Origin of the sequence: Methylopila henanensis (assembly GCF_042681025.1) — a bacterium.
GTDB classification, from domain to species: domain Bacteria; phylum Pseudomonadota; class Alphaproteobacteria; order Rhizobiales; family Methylopilaceae; genus Methylopila; species Methylopila henanensis.
Genome location: NZ_JBHUER010000008.1, coordinates 126,491 through 147,509 on the forward strand (window position 1 = coordinate 126,491; position 21,019 = coordinate 147,509).

General features: G+C 69.9%; 20 protein-coding genes and 1 tRNA gene. 6 read left to right on the plus strand and 15 right to left on the minus strand.

The window, feature by feature from the left end; genetic code table 11:
* Nucleotides 1-152: 152 nt before the first annotated feature.
* A tRNA-Gln gene (locus tag ACFSCV_RS11100) sits at nt 153-226 on the plus strand.
* Nucleotides 227-457: 231 nt separating this feature from the next.
* On the plus strand, nt 458-985 hold the full coding sequence (locus ACFSCV_RS11105; RefSeq protein WP_378799650.1) for a hypothetical protein: 528 nt from the start codon (nt 458-460) through the stop codon (nt 983-985).
* Between the two features lie 49 nt (nt 986-1,034).
* Here ACFSCV_RS11105 and ACFSCV_RS11110 read toward each other — a convergent pair whose 3' ends face one another.
* From ACFSCV_RS11110 to ACFSCV_RS11145, 8 genes are all read right to left on the minus strand, one after another.
* Nucleotides 1,035-2,474, minus strand: a complete 1,440-nt coding sequence (locus ACFSCV_RS11110) for an NAD(P)-binding domain-containing protein (protein ID WP_378799651.1) — start codon at nt 2,472-2,474, stop codon at nt 1,035-1,037.
* A 40-nt stretch (nt 2,475-2,514) separates the two neighbouring features.
* Nucleotides 2,515-3,294: an ABC transporter ATP-binding protein gene (locus ACFSCV_RS11115; protein WP_378799652.1), complete on the minus strand. Its 780-nt coding sequence runs from the start codon at nt 3,292-3,294 to the stop codon at nt 2,515-2,517.
* A complete protein-coding gene (locus tag ACFSCV_RS11120) occupies nt 3,288-4,298 on the minus strand; it encodes an ABC transporter permease (RefSeq protein WP_378799653.1) in 1,011 nt (336 codons plus the stop codon). The genes ACFSCV_RS11115 and ACFSCV_RS11120 overlap by 7 nt, the downstream gene beginning before the upstream one ends.
* 9 nt (nt 4,299-4,307) lie before the next feature.
* A complete protein-coding gene (locus ACFSCV_RS11125) occupies nt 4,308-5,396 on the minus strand; it encodes an ABC transporter substrate-binding protein (protein WP_378799654.1) in 1,089 nt (362 codons plus the stop codon).
* A gap of 409 nt (nt 5,397-5,805) precedes the next feature.
* Entirely contained in the window at nt 5,806-6,579 is a 774-nt protein-coding gene (locus tag ACFSCV_RS11130; protein ID WP_378799655.1) for a ferredoxin--NADP reductase, read from the minus strand.
* A gap of 201 nt (nt 6,580-6,780) precedes the next feature.
* Nucleotides 6,781-7,998: a flavin monoamine oxidase family protein gene (locus tag ACFSCV_RS11135; protein ID WP_378799656.1), complete on the minus strand. Its 1,218-nt coding sequence runs from the start codon at nt 7,996-7,998 to the stop codon at nt 6,781-6,783.
* On the minus strand, nt 7,995-8,432 hold the full coding sequence (locus ACFSCV_RS11140; RefSeq protein WP_378799657.1) for a DUF1810 domain-containing protein: 438 nt from the start codon (nt 8,430-8,432) through the stop codon (nt 7,995-7,997). Before ACFSCV_RS11140 ends, ACFSCV_RS11135 begins: the two co-directional genes overlap by 4 nt.
* Nucleotides 8,429-10,162: an ABC transporter ATP-binding protein gene (locus ACFSCV_RS11145; RefSeq protein ID WP_378799929.1), complete on the minus strand. Its 1,734-nt coding sequence runs from the start codon at nt 10,160-10,162 to the stop codon at nt 8,429-8,431. The genes ACFSCV_RS11140 and ACFSCV_RS11145 overlap by 4 nt, the downstream gene beginning before the upstream one ends.
* Before the next feature lie 315 nt (nt 10,163-10,477).
* Between ACFSCV_RS11145 and ACFSCV_RS11150 the strand changes: the two genes are divergently transcribed.
* Complete coding sequence (locus ACFSCV_RS11150; RefSeq protein WP_378799658.1) at nt 10,478-10,945, plus strand: anthrone oxygenase family protein; 468 nt, start codon at nt 10,478-10,480, stop codon at nt 10,943-10,945.
* A gap of 7 nt (nt 10,946-10,952) precedes the next feature.
* On the opposite strand, the gene ACFSCV_RS11155 is transcribed toward ACFSCV_RS11150, so the two are convergent.
* From ACFSCV_RS11155 to cyoA, 7 genes are all read right to left on the minus strand, one after another.
* The gene (locus tag ACFSCV_RS11155; RefSeq protein ID WP_378799659.1) at nt 10,953-11,489 is read right to left on the minus strand and encodes a response regulator transcription factor; all 537 of its coding nucleotides are present in this window, start codon (nt 11,487-11,489) and stop codon (nt 10,953-10,955) included.
* A complete protein-coding gene (locus ACFSCV_RS11160) occupies nt 11,479-12,732 on the minus strand; it encodes an ATP-binding protein (protein ID WP_378799930.1) in 1,254 nt (417 codons plus the stop codon). Before ACFSCV_RS11160 ends, ACFSCV_RS11155 begins: the two co-directional genes overlap by 11 nt.
* A gap of 74 nt (nt 12,733-12,806) precedes the next feature.
* Nucleotides 12,807-13,595, minus strand: a complete 789-nt coding sequence (locus tag ACFSCV_RS11165; RefSeq protein WP_378799660.1) for an SURF1 family protein — start codon at nt 13,593-13,595, stop codon at nt 12,807-12,809.
* Entirely contained in the window at nt 13,592-13,996 is a 405-nt protein-coding gene (gene cyoD, locus ACFSCV_RS11170) for a cytochrome o ubiquinol oxidase subunit IV (protein ID WP_378799661.1), read from the minus strand. Before cyoD ends, ACFSCV_RS11165 begins: the two co-directional genes overlap by 4 nt.
* Nucleotides 13,996-14,661 (minus strand): cytochrome o ubiquinol oxidase subunit III, encoded by a 666-nt coding sequence (cyoC, locus tag ACFSCV_RS11175; protein WP_378799931.1) that lies wholly within the window; start codon nt 14,659-14,661, stop codon nt 13,996-13,998. The genes cyoD and cyoC overlap by 1 nt, the downstream gene beginning before the upstream one ends.
* Entirely contained in the window at nt 14,658-16,661 is a 2,004-nt protein-coding gene (gene cyoB, locus ACFSCV_RS11180) for a cytochrome o ubiquinol oxidase subunit I (RefSeq protein WP_378799662.1), read from the minus strand. The genes cyoC and cyoB overlap by 4 nt, the downstream gene beginning before the upstream one ends.
* A 13-nt stretch (nt 16,662-16,674) precedes the next feature.
* Entirely contained in the window at nt 16,675-17,817 is a 1,143-nt protein-coding gene (cyoA, locus tag ACFSCV_RS11185; protein WP_378799663.1) for a ubiquinol oxidase subunit II, read from the minus strand.
* A 254-nt stretch (nt 17,818-18,071) separates the two neighbouring features.
* On the opposite strand from cyoA, the gene ACFSCV_RS11190 reads away from it, so the two are divergent.
* The 3 genes from ACFSCV_RS11190 to ACFSCV_RS11200 all read left to right on the plus strand — a co-directional run bounded on the left by ACFSCV_RS11190 (nt 18,072) and on the right by ACFSCV_RS11200 (nt 21,019).
* Nucleotides 18,072-19,400: an MFS transporter gene (locus ACFSCV_RS11190; RefSeq protein ID WP_378799664.1), complete on the plus strand. Its 1,329-nt coding sequence runs from the start codon at nt 18,072-18,074 to the stop codon at nt 19,398-19,400.
* 101 nt (nt 19,401-19,501) lie between these two features.
* Nucleotides 19,502-19,921, plus strand: a complete 420-nt coding sequence (locus ACFSCV_RS11195) for a VOC family protein (protein WP_378799665.1) — start codon at nt 19,502-19,504, stop codon at nt 19,919-19,921.
* Between the two features lie 15 nt (nt 19,922-19,936).
* A complete protein-coding gene (locus tag ACFSCV_RS11200) occupies nt 19,937-21,019 on the plus strand; it encodes a WD40/YVTN/BNR-like repeat-containing protein (RefSeq protein ID WP_378799666.1) in 1,083 nt (360 codons plus the stop codon).

Sequence of the window (21,019 nt, forward strand, 5' to 3'; positions counted from 1 at the left end):
GGTCGGCGCGACGCCAGCCGGAACGTCCTGGCTCCCCGCCGCGCTTTGCCCTTGCCTCGCCGAGACGAACCCGTTAGAGGGAGCGGACCACGACGGGGCGCAAGCTCCGAAGCGTCGCCGCGGCCGGCCGTTCCAGCCGCGGACGACGACGGTGGGGGATAGTTTAACGGTAGAACTACCGACTCTGACTCGGTCAGTCCTGGTTCGAATCCAGGTCCCCCAGCCAATCTTCCGAACCCTCTTCAGTTTGCTGGACGAGCGCGCAGCGCCGTAAGGCGCTGCCGGCGCGATCGCCGCCATCCGCCGCGCCCGGCCACGACGCCGGCCGTCCTCACGAACGACAGCCACGCCGATCGCGGGAGGCCTTGCGAAAGCGTGAACGCGCCCCGCCTCGACGCCGCGAACATTTTTCCTAAATCCTCGTTCGACGCCATATATTTCAGAGGATATGACGCCGATGTCTCAAGCAACAAGAAGCGAACGCGCCGTCCTTTCCAAGTATGAGGCCGACCTCGTCGCCCGATCTCATTTTCCGAAAGCTTACGAACTCGGGTTTCAGGAGCTGATTGATCTGAACAAGCGACTTCGTGACGCGCAGGACAAGGAACGAACGTTTCACCGCCAGCTTCGTCGCCAGTCCAAGGGGACCGCGGAAAGCCGCGGCGGCAGTTTCCCTGGCGAGGCCGACAGGCCGTCGCGGCGCAAGCAGGTGTTCGGCGCGGCCATCAAGCGCCTGAACGGCGAGATTTCGCGCCGCCATCAGTTGAAGGCGCGGGAGGACCTGCAGAGCGCGGCGCGCAAGGCGCTGCGGCTCAAGCGGCAGGCCGGCGACGCGCGCCGGCCCGAAACCGGGCCGACCGCCGACGACGGCATGCGCCCGGTCACCAGCGAGCGGCGCAAGACGCGCGTGCATCCGGGCGTGGTGGGCCGCGTCTCCCAGCGCACCAAAGCGGCGCAGGCCCGCAAGGACAACCGCGCGGGCTGACGCCGCGACAGCGACCGAGGGGCCCCGCGCCGCGGGGCCCCGCCGCTCCCTATTCCGCGGCCAGAACGCCGGACCGGGATCCAAGCAGCGGCGCGTAAAGCGACGGCTCGAAATCCGGCGGCACCTCGCCTGCGATGCGCGCCGCGTGGGCGTCGAGATCGGCGAGGAACAGGTCGCGGCTGATCTGCGCGACCACGCCCGGCACGTCGCGCTTCACGCTCGGCACGTCGCCGACCGGCAGCCCGTAGCTGACGAAGGCGCTCGGATTGAACACATGGATGTGCCGGAGGAACGCCGAGGCCTCGGGCGTCCGGCCGCGATAGGCGTGGCCCGGCCCGAGATAGGGATGCGCGCCGAGGCCGGCGTCCTCCTCGCCCGCCGGCGGCTCGTAGACGTCGCGCCAACGCAGGATGTCGCCGGCGAAGTCGCGGAGCTCTGGCCGCAGTCCGGGCTCGGCGACGTAGCCCGTGCCCGCGATCACCACATCCGCGAAATGCCGCTCGCCGCCGAAGTCCAGCGCGACGCCGTCCGCGGTCTCGCTCGCGGCGCGCAGCGTCAGGCCGAGGTGAAGCCGGGCGTTCGGGAACGCCAGCAGGCGCTCGATCGCGTCGGTGGTCGTGGTCGAGCCGGCGCGGCGGAACCACAGCGCCGTCCGCCACTTCAGCGCGTCCGGCAGCGCGGGGTAGTTGTCATAGGCGCCGGGATAGGCCCGCGCGCGCGAAACCGGAAGGTTGGCGAGCGCCGGGCGGCGGACGAACAGCCGGACGTCGGCCGCGCCGGCCTCGAGCGCCGCGCCGGCCGCGTCGAAGGCGGACGCGGCCCCGCCGATGACCGCGACCCGCCGGCCCTTCAGCGCCGCGAAATCGATCGCGTCAGAGGTGTGGGCGAGCCGGTCCGGCGGCAGGCCGCGCAGCTCGTGCGGCGTGAACGGACCGCCCGCGCCGAGAAACCCGTTTGCGAGCACGATCTTGCGCGCGGTTTCGACATGGCCGCCCGCGTCGGTCTCGAGATGCAGGCGGAACGCGCCGCCGGCCGGCTCGATCCGGTCCAGCCGCACGCCGCGCCGCGGCGCGAAGCCGGTGACGCGGGCGTGCCAGGCCAGATAGTCCGCCCAGTCCGTCCGCGCGATGCGGTCGATCGCGGCGTAGGCCTCGCGGCCATGGCGCGCCTCGCGCCAGGCCTGGAAGCTCAGCGCGGGCAGGCCGAGCTCCGGTCCCGGCAGGGACTTCGGCGTCCTGAGCTTGAGCATCCGCGCCGTTGTCCGCCAGACGCCGGTCGCGGCCGCGCTGTTTTCCGCGTCGATCACGGAGACCCCGCCGACGCCGGCGCGCGCCAGCGCGAAGGCGATGGCGGCGCCGGATTGGCCCGCGCCGACGACGAGCACGTTGTGGTCGACGCCCTCGGGAATCGGAGCCCAGTTCTCGGGCGCCGGCCCCAGCAGCCGAAGCGCTTCCAGAGCGGCGGCGTCGGCCGCGGCCTGATCGGTCATGTGGCGTCTCCTGTGACAGGCTTGAGGCCGCGCGGGCCGCTCAGGCGAGCAGCTCGAGGATTTCGCGGCGCTGACGGACGAGCGCGGCGCCGTCCCGGGCGCGCGGACGCGGCTCGCTGACGCGCACTTCGGCGAGGATGCGCGCCGGCCGCGGGCTGAGCACCACCACGCGGTCGGCCAGCACGAGCGCCTCCTCGACGTCGTGGGTGACCAGCAGCGCGCTGAAGCCGGCCTCCTGCCAGAGCCGCGCGAGTTCGCCCTGCATCGTCAGGCGCGTGAGCGAGTCGAGCTTGCCGAGCGGCTCGTCGAGGATCAGCAGCCGCGGGTCGTTGACCAGCGCGCGGGCGAGCGCAGCGCGCTGCGCCATGCCGCCCGAGAGCTGGTGCGGATAGGCCGAGGCGAACTCCGAGAGGCCGACGAGCGCGAGCGCCTCCGCGACGCGGTGGCGATGCGTCTTCAAGAGACCCTGCGCCTCCAGGCCGAGCGCCACATTGGCCTCGACCGTCCGCCAAGGGAACAGCGTCGGGTCCTGGAACACGACGACGCGCGAGGGATCGGGGCCGGCGATGTCGTCGCCGTCGAAGATCAGCCGCCCGGCGGTCGGCGGCTCCAGCCCCGCGACGAGGCGGAGCAGCGTCGACTTCCCGCAGCCCGAAGGTCCGAGCAGCGCGACGAATTCGCCCGGCGCGACGTCGAGCGTGATCCGGTCGAGCACCGGCAGCGGCTTGCCCTCGAGCTCGAAGCGGTGGGAGACGTCGCGGACCGAGAGCGCTCCGCCGAGATCAAAGGGGGCCGGCGCCCGCGCCGCCGCGCTCACCACCGGACGACGCCCTTCTGCCAGGTGAGCTGCCGGTCGCGGATCTTGAACAGCGCGGTGATCAGCCCCGAGCAGCCGAGCGCGAGCACGATCAGCGCAGCGTACATGTTGGCGTAGGAGGCCCAGCCCTGGGCCCATTGCAGGTACCAGCCGAGCCCGGCCTTCACGCCCAGCATCTCGGCCACCACCAGCACCGCGAAGGACGAGCCGAGGCCCATGAACAGGCCGACGAAGACGTGGGGCAGCGCCGCCGGGATCGCGACCTTCAGCACGAGGAAGGCGCGGCTCGCGCCGAGCGTGCGCGCGACGTCGTAATAGCCGGAATGGACGCTCGCGACTCCCGACCAGGTGAGCACCGTCACGGGGAAGCCGGTCGCGAGGGCGATCAGGAAGGTGCTGGCGCTCCAGCTCGACGGAAACAGGAAGAAGGCGAGCGGCAGCCATGCGGTCGCCGGCAGCGGCCCGACGAAACGCAGGATCGGGTGCGTCCAGTAGGCGACGATCTGCGACCAGCCGACCGCGACGCCGAGCACGAAGCCGGCGGTCGCGCCGAAGAGATAGCCGACCGCGAGCAGCTTCGCCGACGCCGCGAGGCTCTCCAGCAGCCTCGCGTAGTCGTCGAGATAGACCTCGAGGATCGCCTGCGGCGGCGGGAAGAACGGCATCGGCAGGAGTTCGAGCTTGGCGGTGACGAGCTCCCAGCCGCCGAGCGCGAAGCCGATCGCCGTGAACCACGGCGCGGCGTGGCGGAGGCGCGCGGCGACCCCGTCCGACCAGCGCCCGCCGAAGGCGAGCAGCAGGATCGTGGCGCCGACGCCGGTGAGGAGCGCGGCGAACTCCTGCGTGTAGCCGAAGTCGCCGGTCTCCTGGAGCAGGCCCGTCACGGCGCCGGCCGCGATCCAGGCGAACGCCGCGCCGGTCTCCACCACCGGAAAGCGCCGCCTTTTCTGGACCGGCCCGCGCTCCAGCGCGGCGGCTTCCTCGATGCTGTCGTAGATGGCGGTCATGTCGCCTCCTCAGCTCGCGGTCAGCACGTCGGCGTAGACGCGATCCGCGAATTTCTGCAGGTCGGTCCGCGGCTTGAACACGTTCACCAGCTTCAGCTCCTCGCCATAGGCGACGATCTGGCGCTTGAGGTCGTCCGCGATCGGGCGGTGGTTGTGGTCCTGCGTCGTCAGGATCGTGGCGAGGTCGTCGATCGAGCCCTTGCCGCCGTACTTGGCGAAGGCTTCCGCGGCGTAGCGCGGATCCGTGCCGACGCGGTGGCCGGCCTCGAGCAGCGCCTTGGTGAGCGCGGTCGCGACCGGCCGGTCGTCGCGCACCAGCGAGCCGCGCACGGCGAGCAGGCAGCAGGTGCGGTCCTTGTAGTCGCCGGTCAGGTTGGTGGCGACCTCGACCAACTTCGGCTCCTTCAGCCAGATGAACGTCTTTGGGTCGGAATCCGCGAGCGCCTGGACCTCGCCCTTCTCGATCGCGAGCGGCAGCAGCTCGCCCGGATATTGCCGCCATTCGACGTCGGTCTCCGGATTGAGCCCGGCCTTCGCGAGCGCGATCGAGAAGAAGTTTTTCGCCGGGCTCGCCTGATCGCTGATTGCGACCGCCTTGCCCTTGAGGTCCGTGAGCGTCCTGATCCCGCTGTCCTTCGCGGCGAGCAGGCGCAGGCAGCCGCCGTGGATGCCGGCCGTGAGCTTGACGTCGAAGCCCTGCTCGAGCGGCTTCAGCCAGCGGAGCGCCATGCCGATGCCGGCGTCGGCCTTGCCGGTCGCGATCGCCTCCAGCAGCGTCTCGGTCGAGCCGCCGAAGTTCACGAACTCGATCTCGAGCCCATGCCGCGCGAAAATGCCGGCCTCCTGCGCGACCGGCGCGGAGGCGGTGCAGATCGCGGTCGCGTTCCAGGCCAGCTTGAGCTTCACCGGCGCTCCTCCCGGTCCGGCGACCGGAACGACGGTGCGGCAGATCTCCGCCAGAGGGTCGAACGGAGCGGCCGCCGGCCGCAGCGCCGGCAGCGCCATCGCGCTGAAGGGCGCGACGCCCGCGCCGGCGACGCCGGCGAGCTGGAGCAGCTTGCGTCGGGACAGGCGTGACGATGAGGGAGCTTCGGTCATGGGTGCTGGTCCTGAGAGGGCGGCCTGCCCGCGACGGCGACGGCGAGCGCGTCCGTCCACGACGGATGAAGGGACGGCGGTGAATCGCAGGGCCGGGCCACGCTGTCGCTCCATAGGAGGCTGCGAGAGGCCATTTAATCATTAAATCGATTGAATAAGTCAAATAATGATCGTCGACACGGCGCCGCGACCGGCCGCGGCGGATGCGCGAGCCGCGCCGGACGGCCTGACGATGTTTTTGACGGAAGCTGGAAAGAGGTCGCCGATCCGCGGCGGCGGATCGGGTCAGGCGGACGCGATCACGCGCCGGCGTGCGCGGGGATCGGTCCTCGACCCCGCCGCACGAGCCCGCGCGTGGCGGGCCTGTCGTTACGCGACTGAAACGACCGCGCCCGTCGGCGAGGCGACGTCACTTCTCGACGAAGGCCTTCTCGATCACGAAATGGCCGGCCTCGCCGTGGTTGCCCTCGACATAGCCGAGATCGTCCAGCAGCTGCCGCGTGTCGCGGATCATGTCGGGCGAACCGCACAGCATGAAGCGGTCGTTCTCGATCGACATCGGCGGCAGGCCGATGTCCTCGAACAGCTTGCCCGAGGTCATCAGGTCGGTGATCCGGCCGCGGTTGCGGAACGGCTCGCGGGTGACGGTCGGGTAGTAGACCAGCTTCTCGCGGATGAGATCGCCGATAAGCTCGTCCTTCGGCAGATCCTCGGTAATCATCTCGCCGTAGGCGAGCTCGTTCACATGGCGGCAGCCATGGACCAGAACCACCTTGTCGAAGCGCTCATAGGCTTCCGGGTCCTTGATGATCGACAGGAACGGCGCGAGGCCGGTGCCGGTGCCGAGCAGGTAGAGGTGCTTGCCCGGCAGCAGGTTGTCGATGACAAGCGTGCCCGTCGCCTTGCGGCCGACGAGGATCGGGTCGCCCACCTTGAGGTGCTGCAGCCGCGAGGTCAGCGGGCCGTCCGGCACCTTGATCGAGAAGAACTCGAGCTCGTCGTCGTAATTCGCCGTCGCGACCGAATAGGCGCGCACCAGCGGCTTGCCGTCGACCTCGATGCCGATCATCGTGAACTCGCCGTTCCGGAACCGGAACGACTGGTCGCGGGTGGTCCGGAAGCTGAACAGCGTGTCGGTCCAGTGGCGGACCTCGGTCACGCGCTCCTCAAGATATTTGCTCATCGTTTCCGTCTCGTTCGCTCGAACGCGCCCTTGGATCCAGGCGGGTTCAACAACGTTTGCGGACCAGGAACGCCGGCCGCAGCCGCGGCCGTGGATCGAGGCGTCCGCCTTCACAGATCCGGTGCGCGGGCTCATTACACAAATGCGATCGAAGCGGAAGATCGCACGGCGTCGCATCTGCATTGCGCCGGCCGGACGCCCTCACGCGGCAAGGATGGCCTCGGCGGCCGCGATCCCCGTGCGGTAGGCGCCGTGGGCGGTGGAGTAGTCCCGTTCGGAGCAGGCCTCTCCCGCGAAGAACAGCCGTCCGTCGACCGGCTCGGCGAGAACCGCGCGGTCGCCCGCGCGGCCGGGCGCGGCGTAGGAATAGGAGCCCCGCGCGTAGGGGTCCGCGCGCCAGGGGTGGATGTCGAGCGGCGCGAGCCGTCGGGCGAAGGCGGCGCCGAACACGCCCTTGAGCTCCGCGACGGCATGGGCCGCGAAAGCCCCCTCGCCCTCCCGCTCCAGCGCTTCGGCGAGCTCGCCGCCGAAGTAGGCCTCGATCAGCGGCCGGCCGAAGGGCCTGATGTGGTAGGCGCCGGTCGCGACGCGGTCGGTGTGGCCGAAGACGCGGGACTCCGCCGCGAACTCGTCCGCGTGGTCGAGCGTCAGGAACAGCTTGTCGGCGAGCCCGAGCGGAAGCCCCCGCGCCGCCTCGACCTTGCGCGGCAGCGCCGGGGTGAAGGCGATCGCCTCGTCCGCGATCAGCGCGCTCGGAACCGCGACGATCACGCGCCGGGCCTCAATCGCGCCGCGGGGCGTCTCAAGCAGGATGACGGCTCCGGAATGATCGATGCGGGAGACCGGGCAGCCGAGCGCCACGTCGAGCCCGCGCCCGTGGGCGGCGATCACCGCGCCGTAGCCATCCGGCGTCCGCCAGTTCACGCCCGTGTCGTGGTAGGCGGCGAGGTCGCGCGCCGAGACACGCTCGGGCTCGGCCCCGCTCACCCAGGTGCTGACGGCGCCGAGCAGCCCGTTCCAGCGGCCGCCCGGCTCGATCAGGTCGGCGACGGCGCGGTCCGGGCCGTCCTGCGCCGCAGCGGCGGCGACCCGTTCCGACAGCGCGTCGCTCGCGTCGCGGAAGGCCTGCTGGTCCGGCCCGGGGAATCCCGCCGCCACGGCCCGGCGCATCCACGGCGGCAGGGTCCGGTCGATCGCCCTGCCCTGCGCCTCCGCGATCGCGGTCCAGGGATTGTCGTCCGCCGAATGCAGCCAGCCGCAGCCGAGATCGAGCGGGCCGGGCGCGTGGGCCGCCGTGAAGGCGCGGCCGCCGATCCGCGGGCGCGCCTCGATCAGCCGCACGGCGAGGCCGGCGTCCGCGAGGCGCCGGCCGGCGGCGATCCCCGCCGCGCCCGCGCCGACGATCGCGACGTCGATCATGCGGCGTCTCCACGCCCGAGCAGCGCCAGGGTGCGCGGGTCCGGCTCGCCGCCGCACAGGCGCGCGATCGCGGAGGCGTAAGGGCCGTCGCCGTCGGCGGCGGCCGCGAACAGCGTCATGGACGAGCGGAACTTGAGGTCGTCGGGCGTCCCGAAGATGTGTCTCAGCGGCCGGCCCTCCCACTGGAGCGCCGCCGTCACGGCCTCTTCGAGCCGGGGGCCCAGCACGGGATGCGCGAGATAGGCCCGCGCCTCGCCGAGCGACGCGACGCCGTAGAACGCCGCCGTGGGCGACGCCCCCAGTCCCTTGAGCTGGGGAAACACGAACCACATCCAGTGGCTGCGCTTCTCGCCCGCCTTCAGTTCGGCGAGCGCCTGGGAGAAGACCGGCTCCTGCGCCGCGACGAAGCGGTCGAGATCGTAGCCGGCGCTCATGCGCTGCGCAGCGGCGTCTCCGCGAACTGCGCCTCGTGCAGGCGCCGGTAGACGCCCTCGCTGGTGATGAGGTCGTGGTGCCGGCCCTGCTCGACGATGCCGCGCTTGTCGACCACGACGATGCGGTCGGCGTCGCGGATCGTGGTCAGGCGGTGCGCGATCACGAGCGTGGTCCGCCCCTTGGCGAGCTCCGTCAGCGAACGCTGGATCGCGCGCTCGGTCTCGGCGTCGAGCGCGGAGGTGGCCTCGTCGAGGATCAGGATCGGCGGGTTCTTCAGGAACATGCGCGCGATGGCGAGCCGCTGCTTCTGGCCGCCGGAGAGCTTGACGCCGCGCTCGCCGATGACGGTGTCGAGCCCGTCCGGCAGCCGGGCGATCATGTCCTCGAGCCGGGCTCGGCGGGCGGCCTCCATGACGTCCTCGTCCGGCGCCCCGAGGCGGCCATAGGCGATGTTCTCGCGGATCGTGCCGGCGAACAGGAACACGTCCTGCTGCACGACGCCGATCTGGCTCCGCAGCGAGGCGAGCGTCATGTCCCGGATGTCGACGCCGTCGATCGCGATCCGGCCGGCGCTGACCTCGTAGAAACGCGGCAGCAGCGAGCAGATCGTGGTCTTGCCGGCCCCAGAGGGGCCGACGAATGCGATGGTCTCGCCGGCGCGGATGTCGAGGTCGACATTCTCGAGCACCGGCTTGTCCGGCGCGTAGCCGAAGCTGACGCCCCGATAGGAGATGTCGCCCCGCAGCGCGCCCGAGGGCTTCGCATCCGGCCTATCGACGATGTCCGGCGCCGTGTCCAGGAACTCGCAGTAGCGCCGGAAGCCCGCGACGCCCTTAGGATAGGTCTCGATGACGGCGTTGATCTTCTCGAGCGGCCGGAAGAAGGCGCCGATCAGCAGCAGGAAGCCGACGAAGCCGCCATGGCTGAGCTGGCCGGTGATGACGAAGTAGCTGCCGGCGACCATCACCACGATCTGGGTGAAGCGCATGCTGAGGTAGCTCAGCGACGCGGTCGCGGCCATGATCCGGTAGGCTGCGAGCTTCGTCTCGCGGTAGCCGCTGTTGTCGCGCGCGAACAGCTGGCGCTCGTGCTCCTCGTTGGCGAAGGCCTGCACCACGCGGATGCCGCCGACATTCTCCTCGATGCGGGCGTTGAAGGCGCCGACGCGGCCGTAGAGCTCGCGCCAGTTGCGCGTCATCCGCCCGCCGTAGCGGCCGGTGATCCACGCGGTCAGCGGCGCGACGGCGACCGTGATCAGCGCCAGCTCCACATTGACCATGAACATCAGCGTGAAGGCGCCGATCAGCGTCATCACGGCGATGAACAGGTCTTCCGGCCCGTGATGGGCGACCTCGCCGATCTCCTCGAGATCCTTGGTGAGGCGGCCGACGAGATGGCCCGTCTTCTGATTGTCGAAATAGCCGAAGGACAGCTTCTGCAGGTGGTCGAACGCCCTGCGGCGCATCTCGGTCTCGATGTTGATCCCGAGCATGTGGCCCCAGTAGGTGACCACCACCATTAGTCCGGTGTTGACGATATAGATCGCGGCGAGGCCGAAGGCCGCCAGCACCACGAGCTGCCAGTCTTGGCTCGGCAGCAGTTCGTCGACGAACAGCTTCACCGCCATGGGGAAGCCGAGCTCGAGCAGGCCCGAGGCGACCGCCGCGGAGAAGTCGAGCACGAACAGGCCGCGATACGGCCGGTAATAGGAGATGAAGCGGCGCAGCATGTTCTGCGGAGCGCTCCGACGATCAGCCGTCATCGAAGGCGATGGCCTCGGTTGGCGTGGGGTCCGGGCGACGGCCCGGCCTGTCTCAGGTTCGAAGGCCACAAAGCGGCGGCCTCCGCAAGCGCAAAGTCGCCGCGCTCAGGCATGCGCCGGCCACTCGGCACGGTCTGCGCGCAGCGCTTAGAGGCGCTTCCGGCGAAGCTTAGAAACGATCGACGACGCGAGAAAATCCGGACGCCTCCCTTCGACGCGACAAAAGCGACGATGTATCGCCTTTTATGGGGATGAGCCCTTCTCATGCATGGAGCTGAGCCGATGTCCGTCACGGCGGGTCCCGACGCGCTTCTCCTCGCGGCCTCGGTCGGCGCCGGGCTGATCGGCGGCCTGTTCTTCGCGTTCTCGAATTTCGTGATGCGGGCGCTCGACCGGCTCCCCGCCCGCGAGGCGATCGCGGCGATGCAGGCGGTCAACCTCACGGTCCTGAACGCCGGCTTCTTCGCCGTCTTCTTCGGGACCGGCGCGCTCGCGCTCGTCGGCGCGGCCTGGTCCCTCTCCCCCGCGGCCGTCGCCGGCGCCGCGCTCTACGCCGCCGGGACGCTCGGCGTGACGATCGCCTGCAACGTGCCGCTGAACGAGCGCCTGAAAGCAACGCCGCCGGGCCATGGCGACGCGGAGGCGCGGTGGGCCGCCTATCGCGGGCCGTGGACGCGCTGGAACCACGTCCGGACGGTCGCCTCGCTCGCGGCGGCGCTGGCGCTCGCGCTCGCGCTCGCGGCCGGCTGACGCCGGCTCACTTCACCTGCTGCTTCTCGAGCTTGCGGGCGAGCGTCCGGCGATGCATGCCCAACCGCCGCGCGGTCTCGGAGATGTTGAAGTCGGTCTCCATCAAGACCTGATGGATATGCTCCCATTCCAACGTCTTGATCGAGGTCGCGCGCTCGGTCAGCGGCGCGGCGACGTCGCCCTCCACCCGCTCGAAGGCGGCCTCGATGTCGTCGGTGTTCGAGGGCTTGGCAAGATAGTGCCGGGCCCCGAGCTTGATCGCCTCCACGGCGGTCGCGATGCTGGCGAAGCCGGTCAGCACCACGATGTTGATCTCGGGGTCGTGGGCGTGCAGCGCCTGCACGCAGGCGAGGCCGGACGAGCCGTTGGCGAGCTTGAGATCCACCACCGCGAAGGCCGGCGAGCGCGTCTTGAGCAGCTCCTGCAGCTCCTCAAGGCTCGCGGCCCGGAGGGCCTCGTAGCCCCGGCGCTCGAACGAGCGCGCGAGCGTCTGCGAGAACTTCGGGTCGTCCTCGACGATCACCAGCAGTCGGTCAGCCGACATCCTCACGAGCCTTCCCGATGGCGAGAGCCGCAAGCGGGAGCGTCAGGGTGACGATCGCCCCGCCGCCCGGACGGTTGGCGGCGACGGCCGCCCCCCCGAGCTTGCGGACCACGTTTACCACCAGAAAGAGTCCCAGTCCCCCTCCGGGCCGCCCCTTGGTCGAGCTGTAGGGCTTGCCGAAATTCGCCAGCATCTCGGGCGCGAAGCCCGGCCCGTCGTCCGCGACCGCGATCACGAGCGCGTCCTGCTCGCGCGACGCCGTCACCCCGACCCAGTGCGGCGAGGCGTCGATGGCGTTGTCGATGACGGTGGCGATCACCTGCTTCAGGCCGGTGTCCGAGACGATCGGCTGGTCCTCGCCGAAGTCGTTCTCGTAGGCGATCACGCCGACCGGCCGGGCCGCCCGGCGATCGGCGACGACGTCGTCGAGGAAGGCCGCGACCGTCGTCACCACGGGAGCGTCGCCGCGCGCCTCGCCGGCCGAGAGCAGGATGCCCGTGACGATCGCCTTGCAGCGCCGCACCTCGGCCTGCATGTCCTCGATCTCGTCGAGCAGCTCGGCGTTGTGGGCGAGCGCCGGCATCCGCCGCCAGTCGTTCAGGATCACGTCGAGCGTCGCGAGCGGCGTGCCGAGCTCATGCGCCGCGCCGGAGGCGAGCAGCCCCATGCGGACGATATGGGTCTCCTCGGCCGCCTGCTGGCGCAGGTCCGCGAGCCGCGCGTCGCGCTCGCGCACGTTGCGGCCCATGCGGGCGACGAAGGTCACGACCAGGATCGCGTCGAGCGCGAAACAGACGAACATGCCCTCGATGTGCAGACGGAACAGCTCGCTCTCGTCGCCGCCCGGCAGTTCGAGCGGGCGATGGAAGCCGATCAGCCCGCCGAAACAGGCGACCGCGAGCGCCACCAGCGCCCAGGCCGACCACGCCTCCAGCAGCACGGCGCCGAGCGTCACCTGCAGCAGGAACAGGAAGGCGAAGGGGTTGGTGACGCCGCCGCTGAGATAGAGCTGGGTCGCGAGCGCGGCGGTGTCGAAGGCGAGCTGGAGGAAGAGCTCGACGTTGGTCGCCGGCGCCCGCGTCTTCAGCCGCAGCAGCGTCGCCGCGTTGAGCGCGACGAGCGCCGCGAGCGCCGCCGCCATCGGCGCGAGCGGCAGCGCGATGCCGAAGCCGGAATGGACGGTGGCGATGGTGACGATCTGGCCGAAGACCGCGATCCAGCGGAGCTGGACCAGCTGCTGCATGTTCTTGCGCGTGGCGCCGTCGTCCGGCGCCGCCCGATCCGGCGCGAGACGCCGCAGCGTCGAACCGATCGCGATCACCCCCGCGCCGCTCGGCGCAGACGGAGCTCGTGCCGCGCCAGCAGGCCTGCGCCGCCGGCGACCATCAGCGCGAGCCCGAACCAGGTCAGGGCGTAGACGAGGTGATTGTTGCGGAAGCGGACCACGGTCAGCCCGCCGACCGGCCATCCGCCGGCGTTCGACCGCCCGTCGGCGTCCACGAAGTACGGCGCGGCGTCGGTCAGCCCCTTCGCCTTGGCGATGGCGGCGACGTCGCGCGAGCGCCAGAGATCGCGGTCGGGCTCGTTGGAGCGCAGGAAGGCGCCGTCGGGTTCGGTGAGCCGCAGCAGGCCCGTGACCGTGGCGGGGCCGCGCGGCAGGCCGTCCGCGCGGGTCGCGGGATCGCGCCGCTCGGGCGGCACGAAGCCGCGGTTCACCAGCACCTCGAAACCCTGCTCGGTCGTGAGCGGCGTCAGCGCCCAGTAGCCCGAGCCGAGGCCGGTCGAGGCCTGGACCAGAGTCTCGCGGGCATGGTCGAACTCCCCGGAGAGCCTCACCCGAAGATACTCGTAGCGCGCGGCGTCCACGTCCGGCCACGCGGCCGGGCCCGGCGCCGCGACGGGCTCCGCGGCGAGGCGAGTCTCGACGCGGGAGATCAGGTCGAGCTTCCAGGCGCGCCGCTCGATCTGCCACAGCCCCAGCGCGACGAAGCCGGCGAAGGCCGCGAGCGCGAGGACGCCGACCGCGGCGAGCGCCAGCCCCGAACGCGGCCGGCCGCCCTCCGCGTCGTCGCGGGCGAGCATGTCCCCCGCGACGGCCGCCGTCACCGCATCTGTTCCATGTCGTGCTGGCCGCCCGGCATCATGTTGGTGTTCAGGTGGTGCATCACCCAGAACGAGCCCGCCAGCGTGATGATCACCAGCACCCCCGTGAAGATCAGCGCGAGCAGCGTCCAGCCGTTCTCCGACTTCGAGTTCATGTGCAGGAAGTAGATCATGTGCACGAAGATCTGGATCACCGCGAACACCATCACGACGATCGCGGCCGTGGTCGGCTCGCGGAACACGTCGCCCATCACGATCCAGAACGGGATCGCGGTCAGCAGCGCCGAGAGCAGGAAGCCGGTGACGTAGCCCCGCATGGAGCCGTGGGCTTCGCCGCCTTCGTGGTGGTCGTCGTGGCCGTGGCCGCCGTGGCCGGCGGCGTGCGCGTCCGTTCCCGAGGCCATCAGAGCGTCCCCATCAGATAGACGAAGGTGAAGACGCCGATCCAGACGACGTCGAGGAAGTGCCAGAACAGGCTGAGGCACATCAGCCGGCGGCGGTTCTCCGGGATCAGGCCGCGCTGGCTGACCTGCACCATCAGCGTGACCAGCCAGACGCAGCCGAAGGCGACATGCAGGCCGTGGGTGCCGACCAGCGCGAAGAACGACGACAGGAACGCCGAACGCTGCGGCGTCGCGCCCTCGTGGATGAGATGCGCGAACTCATAGAGTTCGAGCCCGAGGAAGGCGAGGCCGAACAGCAGCGTGACGAACAGCCAGGCGAGCGTGGTCCCGGTCCGGTTCTTCACCATCTCCAGCATGGCGAAGCCATAGGTGATGGAGGAGAACAGCAGGAAGGTCGTGTTGATCGCGACCAGCTTCAGGTCGAACAGGTCCGCGCCGGAGGGGCCCGACGCGTAGTTACGTCCGAGCACGCCGTAGCAGGCGAACAGGACCGCGAAGATGAGACAGTCGCTCATCAGGTAGAGCCAGAAGCCGAGCATCGTCCCGTTCTCAGGGTGATGCTCCTCCCGGAGGTAGAACACGGTTCCGCGGTCCGGCTTTTCGAGCGCGGCGTCGGCGTGGGCGGCGTCCGCCGCGGCGATGGTCGTGGAGCTCATGGCGATCAGGCCCCGGCCGCGAGCAGCTTGGTGCGCTCGGCTTCGGTCGCGGTCACTTCAGCCGCGGGAATGTGGAAGTCGCGCGCGTAGTTGAAGGTGTGGATGATCGCGAGCGACACCAGCGCCGCGAAGCTCGCGGCGGCGAGCCACCAGATGTGCCAGATCAGCGCGAAGCCGCAGACCAGGCTGACGCCCGAGAGCACGATGCCGGCCCAGGTGTTCTTGGGCATGTGGATCGGCATGAAGCCGTCGGTCGGCCTGATGTAGCCGCGCTTCTTCATGTCGTGCCAGGCGTCGAGGTCGTGCACCACCGGCGTGAAGGCGAAGTTGTAGGCCGGCGGCGGCGACGAGGTGGACCACTCGAGCGTGCGCCCGCCCCAGGGATCGCCGGTCGTGTCCTTGAGCTGCTCGCGCTTGCGGAAGCTGACGACGAGCTGGACCAGGAAGGCCGCGATGCCGCCCGCGATCAGCACGGCGCCGAAGGCCGCGATCACGAAGAAGATCTGCAGCGACGGGTCCTCGAACCGGCTCACGCGGCGGGTCACGCCCATCAGGCCGAGCACGTAGAGCGGCATGAACGCGACGTAGAAGCCGATCGTCCAGCACCAGAACGAGATCTTGCCCCAGAACTCGTCGAGCTTGAAGCCGGTGACCTTCGGGAACCAGTAGGCGATGCCCGCGAACAGGCCGAACAGCACGCCGCCGATGATCACGTTGTGGAAGTGCGCGATCAGGAACAGCGAGTTGTGCAGCACGAAGTCGGCCGGCGGCACGGCGAGCAGCACGCCGGTCATGCCGCCGATCACGAACGTCACCATGAAGGAGACGGTCCACATCATCGGCAGGTCGAACTTGATCCGGCCGCGGTACATCGTGAACAGCCAGTTGAAGATCTTCGCGCCCGTCGGGATCGAGATGATCATCGTCGTGATGCCGAAGAACGAGTTCACGCTCGCGCCCGACCCCATCGTGAAGAAGTGGTGCAGCCAGACGAGGTACGAGAGGATGGTGATGACCACCGTCGCGTAGACCATCGAGGCGTAGCCGAACAGGCGCTTGCCGCAATAGGTCGCGACGACTTCGGAGAAGATGCCGAAGGCCGGCAGGATCAGGATGTAGACCTCCGGGTGGCCCCAGATCCAGATCAGGTTCACGTACATCATGGCGCTGCCGCCGAAATCGTTCGTGAAGAACGCGGTTCCGACGTAGCGGTCGAGCGACAGCAGCGCGAGCGCCGCCGTCAGCACGGGGAAGGAGGCGACGATGAGCACGTTCGAGCACAGCGCCGTCCAGGTGAACACCGGCAGGCGCATCATCGACATGCCGGGCGCGCGCATCTTCACGATGGTCGCGATCAGGTTCACGCCCGACAGCAGCGTGCCGACGCCCGCGATCTGCAGCGCCCAGATGTAGTAGTCGACGCCGACGCCCGGACTGTAGGCGATGCCCGAGAGCGGCGGATAGGCGAGCCAGCCGGTCGCCGCGAACTCGCCGACGAACAGCGACATCATCACGAGAACGGCGCCGCTCGTCGTCATCCAGAACGAGAAGTTGTTCAGGAACGGGAACGCCACGTCGCGCGCGCCGATCTGCAGCGGCACGATGTAGTTCATGAAGCCGGTGATCAGCGGCATCGCCACGAAGAAGATCATGATCACGCCGTGGGCGGTGAAGATCTGGTCGTAGTGGTGCGGCGGCAGGTAGCCCTCGGCGCCGCCGAAGGCGATCGCCTGCTGAAGGCGCATCATGATGGCGTCGGCGAAGCCGCGCAGGAGCATCACGAGGCCGAGGATCACGTACATGATCCCGATCTTCTTGTGGTCGATCGACGTCAGCCACTCGCGCCAGAGCCAGCCCCAGAGGCGGTAGTAGGTCAGCGCGCCCAGCACGGCGACGCCGCCGATCGCGACGGCCGCGAAGGTCGCGACCAGGATCGGCTCGTGCAGCGGCAGCGCGTTCAGCGACAGGCGCCCGAACAGGACGCTCTCTTCAACCGGGCTCGGTGTCATCGAAGCTACTCTGTCATTCCGGAAGAACGGCGGCGCCGGGCGCCATGGCGGTCTGCGACACGGGGAGGCCGGCGGCCGAGGCGCGGCGGCCGTCGGGCCGCGGCGTCACGCGCTCGACGGTCTGGCCGTCGCGCGGCGCCTCGGGCGTGCACACCGCCGCGATGAAGCGCTTCTGCGGGGCCGTGTGCCCGCTGCGGCTGCGCGGCTTGTCGTACTGCAGGGCGAACACGTTGCCGAGGCCGGCCTTGCCCATGCCGCCCTGGGCGTCGATGCGCATCATGTCCTTCATGCACATCTTCTGCGTGTCGACGCACATGTTGAGGATGGCGTCGAACAGGTCGTTCTCGACATTGGCGTAGAGCTTCACCGGCTCCCGCACGCTCGGCTTCTCGAGCTCAAGATAGCCGGCGCGGTCGAGCGTCTGGCCGCTCTCCTTGGCCTTCGCGACCCAGGCGTCGAAGCCCGCCTGGTCGACGCCGTGGAACTTGAAGCGCATGTCGGAGAAACCGGCGCCGCTGTAGTTCGCGGAGAAGCCGTCATAGACGCCGGGCTTGTTGATGACGGCGTGGAGCTTCGTCTCCATCCCCGCCATGGCGTAGATCTGGCCCGCGAGCGCCGGGACGAAGAACGAGTTCATCACCGTGGACGAGGTGATGCGGAAGTTGATCGGCGTGTCGACGGGAGCGGCGAGCTCGTTGACGGTCGCGACGCCGAGGTCGGGGTAGATGAACAGCCACTTCCAGTCGAGCGCTACGGCGCGGACCTCGAGCGGCTTGACGCCTTCCGGCAGCGGACGGCTCTCGTCGATCCGCGCGAGCGGGCGATACGGGTCGAGCAGATGCGTGCTGGTCCAGGTGATCGCGCCGAGCGCGATGATGATCACCAGCGGCGCGGCCCAGATGACCACCTCGAGCTGAGTCGAGTGGTGCCAGTCGGGATCGTAGGTCGCCTCCTTGTTCGAGGCGCGGTAGCGCCAAGCGAACAGGAACGTCAGCGCGATCACCGGCACGATGATCAGCAGCATCAGCAGGGTCGAGATCACGATCAGGTCGCGCTGCTGCGCGGCGATGTCGCCGGAGGGCGACATCACGACCATGTCGCAGCCGGCGAGGAACAGAAGGAGGGGGAGGACGGCGAGTGTTCTGAGCGTGCGCAAGGGCCGGCTGTCCGTGTCTCGGATCGGAACTTGATGGCGCCGGGTTAAGCCCGCCCGACGGCGCGGGACATTGGACTCTTTGTCCTATCGGCCTGCGGGCGCCGATGCCGCTAGACACGGCGATCGCCGGAACGGTCGCGGCCTCCGCCCAACCGTCGGGCGGAGCGCGTCGCGAGACGCCGGACGGGACCGGGGCGGACGAGCGCCGCCGGAGGCGCAGAGCCGCAAGGCGGCCTTGACAAGCGTTGGAGCCGATGAGCCACGATAGCGTGATGGAAGCGACCGCCGAACTCGAGCGCCACGGCCGCGAAAGCGCCACCGGCCACGCCAAGGTCACGCCCGGCGAGATCGCCCTCGCCGTGGTCATTGGCCGCACGTCCGAGTTCTTCGACTTCTTCGTCTACGGCATCGCCTCGGTGCTGGTGTTCCCCGCGCTGCTGTTCCCGGACGTCGACCGGCTGACGGCGACGCTCTACTCCTTCGCGATCTTCTCGCTCGCCTTCGTCGCGCGGCCGGTCGGCTCGCTGATCTTCATGACCATCGGCCGCGTCTACGGCCGCGGCGTGAAGCTGACGATCGCGCTGTTCCTGCTGGGCGGCTCCACCGCCTCGATCGCCTTCCTGCCGGGCCACGCGTCGATTGGCGCGGCCGCCGTCTGGCTGCTCGCCGCAGCCCGTATCGGCCAGGGCCTGGCGCTCGCCGGCGCCTGGGACGGCCTCGCCTCGCTGCTGTCGCTCAACTCCCCGGCGGGCAAGCGCGGCTGGTACGCGATGATGCCCCAGCTCGGCGCGCCCTTTGGCTTTCTGCTCGCCGCCGGCCTGTTCGCCTATTTCACGGCGACGCTGTCCGAAGAGGACTTCCTGTCCTGGGGCTGGCGCTACCCGTTCTTCGTGGCCTTCGCCGTCAACGTCGTGGCGCTGTTCGCGCGGCTGCGGCTGGTGCTGAGCGAGGCCTATTCGCAGCTTCTGTCGACCCGCGAGCTCGAGCCGGTGCCGGTGTTCGAACTGCTGTGGAAGGAAGGCCGCAACGTGCTGATCGGCGCCTTCGCGCCGCTCGCGAGCTTCGCGCTGTTCCATCTCGTCACGATCTTCCCGCTGTCCTGGGTGACGCTGTTCACCGATCTGCCGGCGCGGCACTTCCTGCTGATCGAGATGCTCGGCGCGGTCGTCGGCGTCGTCGGCATCATCGCGTCGGGCGTCATCGCGGACCGGATCGGCCGCCGCACGCTGCTCGGCGTCTGCGCCGGCCTGATCGCGGTGTTCAGCGTGCTGACGCCGTTCCTGCTCGGCGGCGGAATCGCAGGGGAGACGGCCTTCATCCTGATCGGCTTCGGCCTGCTCGGCCTGACCTTCGGCCAGTCCTCCGGCGCGCTGACCTCGAACTTCTCGTCGCGGTACCGCTACACCGGCGCGGCGCTCACCGCCGACCTCGCCTGGCTGATCGGCGCGGGCTTCGCCCCGCTCGTGGCGCTCACCGTGGCGTCGAAGCTCGATCTGGCCTTCGTCGGGGTCTACCTGCTGTCGGGCGCGCTCTGCAGCATGGCCTCGCTCGCGGTCAACCGTCAGCTCGTGATGAACGACTGACGCAGGAGGCGCCGCCGCTTCCGAAAAGAATCCGGCGCCGCCTGTCGGCCCGCGCCTCCGCCGGACGTCCTTGACGAGGACGACCAACGGAGGAAGCCGCCATGGCCATCAAGGCCTATCTGTTCTTCGACAGCCGCTGCGAAGAGGCGATCGCGTTCTACGAGCAGGCGCTCGGCGCCGAGCGCCTCATGTTCCTGCGCTATGCCGACGCCCCGGACCCTGTTCCCGAGGGCATGCTCCCGAAGATCGGCGCGGGCGGCGTGCTGCACGCGACGCTCAAAGTCGGCGACGGCGAGCTGATGATGTCGGACGGCTGCGGGCCGGAATGCGAGGCGTTCCGCGGCTTCTCCGTCTCGCTCTCCGCCGACGGCGCGGACGAGGCGAAGCGCTTCTACGACGCGCTCGCCGAGGGCGGCCAGATCCAGATGCCGCTCGGCCCCACCTTCTTCTCGCCCTGCTTCGGCATGGTCACGGACCGCTTCGGCGTTCCGTGGATGGTCGTCGTCCCCGGCGCGGCCTGAGGGGAGGAGCACGCCATGGGCGCGAAGACCATCCTCCTCGTCGGCACCAAAAAAGGGCTGTTTCTGCTGGAAAGCGACGCCGCGCGCCGCGACTGGGAGCTGAAGGGGCCGTTCTGCGAGAATTGGCCGATCAACCATGCGATCGTCGATCCGGCGACCGGCGTGATCTACGCCGCCGGCGGCGCCGAATGGTTCGGCCCCGCGATCTGGCGCTCGGACGACCTCGGCGCGAGCTGGAGCCATTCGAGCCGCGGGCTGGCCTACGCCGCCGGCCAGGAGCCGATCAAGGCGGCGTGGAGCCTCGCCGCCGGCCACGGCCGGCTCTACGCCGGCGTCGATCCCGCGGGCCTGTTCGTCAGCGAGGACGGCGGCGCGAGCTTCGCCCATGTGGCGGGACTGCAGGAGACGCCCTCGCGTCCCGAGTGGAACGCGGGCGGCGCCGGCCTGATCCTGCATTCGCTGGTGCTGCACCCGGACGACCGCGACCAGGTCTGGGTCGGGATATCCGCCGCCGGCGTGTTCCACACCGCGGACGGCGGCGCGACGTGGAGCCCGCGCAACCGCGGCACCCGCGCCGACTTCCTGCCAGAAGGCCAGAACTACCCGGAGCACGGCCAGTGCGTGCACTGCGTGGTGATGGCCCCGGGCCGGCCGAACCGGCTCTACCAGCAGAACCACTGCGGCATGTACCGCAGCGACGACGGCGGCGTGAGCTGGACCAGCGTGGAGCGCGGCCTGCCCTCGAGCTTCGGCTTTCCCGCCGCCGCGCATCCGCGCGACCCGGAGCGCTTCTACCTCGCGCCGCTGAACGGCGACATCGCCGGCCGCTTCATGCCGGACGCCCAGGCCGCAATCTGGTCCACCGGCGACGGCGGCGTGACCTGGACCGCCCATCGCGACGGGCTGCCGCAGCGGAACGCCTATTTCAACGTGCTGCGGCAGGCGCTCGCGACCGACCGCCACGACCCTGCGGGCGTCTATTTCGGCACCGGCTCCGGCGAGCTCTACGCCAGCCGCGACGAGGGCGCGGGCTGGACGCGCATCGCCGAGCATCTGCCGACGATCTCGTCGGTCGAGACCTATGTGGTGGAGGACTGA

Excerpts from the sequence above, each read along its gene's own strand:
- ACFSCV_RS11105 (WP_378799650.1), top strand. The coding sequence starts at position 458 with ATGTCTCAAGCAACAAGAAGCGAACGCGCCGTCCTTTCCAAGTATGAG.
- ACFSCV_RS11110 (WP_378799651.1), bottom strand. The coding sequence starts at position 2,474 with ATGACCGATCAGGCCGCGGCCGACGCCGCCGCTCTGGAAGCGCTTCGG.
- ACFSCV_RS11120 (WP_378799653.1), bottom strand. The coding sequence starts at position 4,298 with ATGACCGCCATCTACGACAGCATCGAGGAAGCCGCCGCGCTGGAGCGC.
- ACFSCV_RS11125 (WP_378799654.1), bottom strand. The coding sequence starts at position 5,396 with ATGACCGAAGCTCCCTCATCGTCACGCCTGTCCCGACGCAAGCTGCTC.
- ACFSCV_RS11130 (WP_378799655.1), bottom strand. The coding sequence starts at position 6,579 with ATGAGCAAATATCTTGAGGAGCGCGTGACCGAGGTCCGCCACTGGACC.
- ACFSCV_RS11135 (WP_378799656.1), bottom strand. The coding sequence starts at position 7,998 with ATGATCGACGTCGCGATCGTCGGCGCGGGCGCGGCGGGGATCGCCGCC.
- ACFSCV_RS11140 (WP_378799657.1), bottom strand. The coding sequence starts at position 8,432 with ATGAGCGCCGGCTACGATCTCGACCGCTTCGTCGCGGCGCAGGAGCCG.
- ACFSCV_RS11145 (WP_378799929.1), bottom strand. The coding sequence starts at position 10,162 with ATGCTGCGCCGCTTCATCTCCTATTACCGGCCGTATCGCGGCCTGTTC.
- ACFSCV_RS11150 (WP_378799658.1), top strand. The coding sequence starts at position 10,478 with ATGTCCGTCACGGCGGGTCCCGACGCGCTTCTCCTCGCGGCCTCGGTC.
- ACFSCV_RS11155 (WP_378799659.1), bottom strand. The coding sequence starts at position 11,489 with ATGTCGGCTGACCGACTGCTGGTGATCGTCGAGGACGACCCGAAGTTC.
- ACFSCV_RS11160 (WP_378799930.1), bottom strand. The coding sequence starts at position 12,732 with ATGCAGCAGCTGGTCCAGCTCCGCTGGATCGCGGTCTTCGGCCAGATC.
- cyoD (WP_378799661.1), bottom strand. The coding sequence starts at position 13,996 with ATGGCCTCGGGAACGGACGCGCACGCCGCCGGCCACGGCGGCCACGGC.
- cyoB (WP_378799662.1), bottom strand. The coding sequence starts at position 16,661 with ATGACACCGAGCCCGGTTGAAGAGAGCGTCCTGTTCGGGCGCCTGTCG.
- ACFSCV_RS11190 (WP_378799664.1), top strand. The coding sequence starts at position 18,072 with ATGAGCCACGATAGCGTGATGGAAGCGACCGCCGAACTCGAGCGCCAC.
- ACFSCV_RS11195 (WP_378799665.1), top strand. The coding sequence starts at position 19,502 with ATGGCCATCAAGGCCTATCTGTTCTTCGACAGCCGCTGCGAAGAGGCG.
- ACFSCV_RS11200 (WP_378799666.1), top strand. The coding sequence starts at position 19,937 with ATGGGCGCGAAGACCATCCTCCTCGTCGGCACCAAAAAAGGGCTGTTT.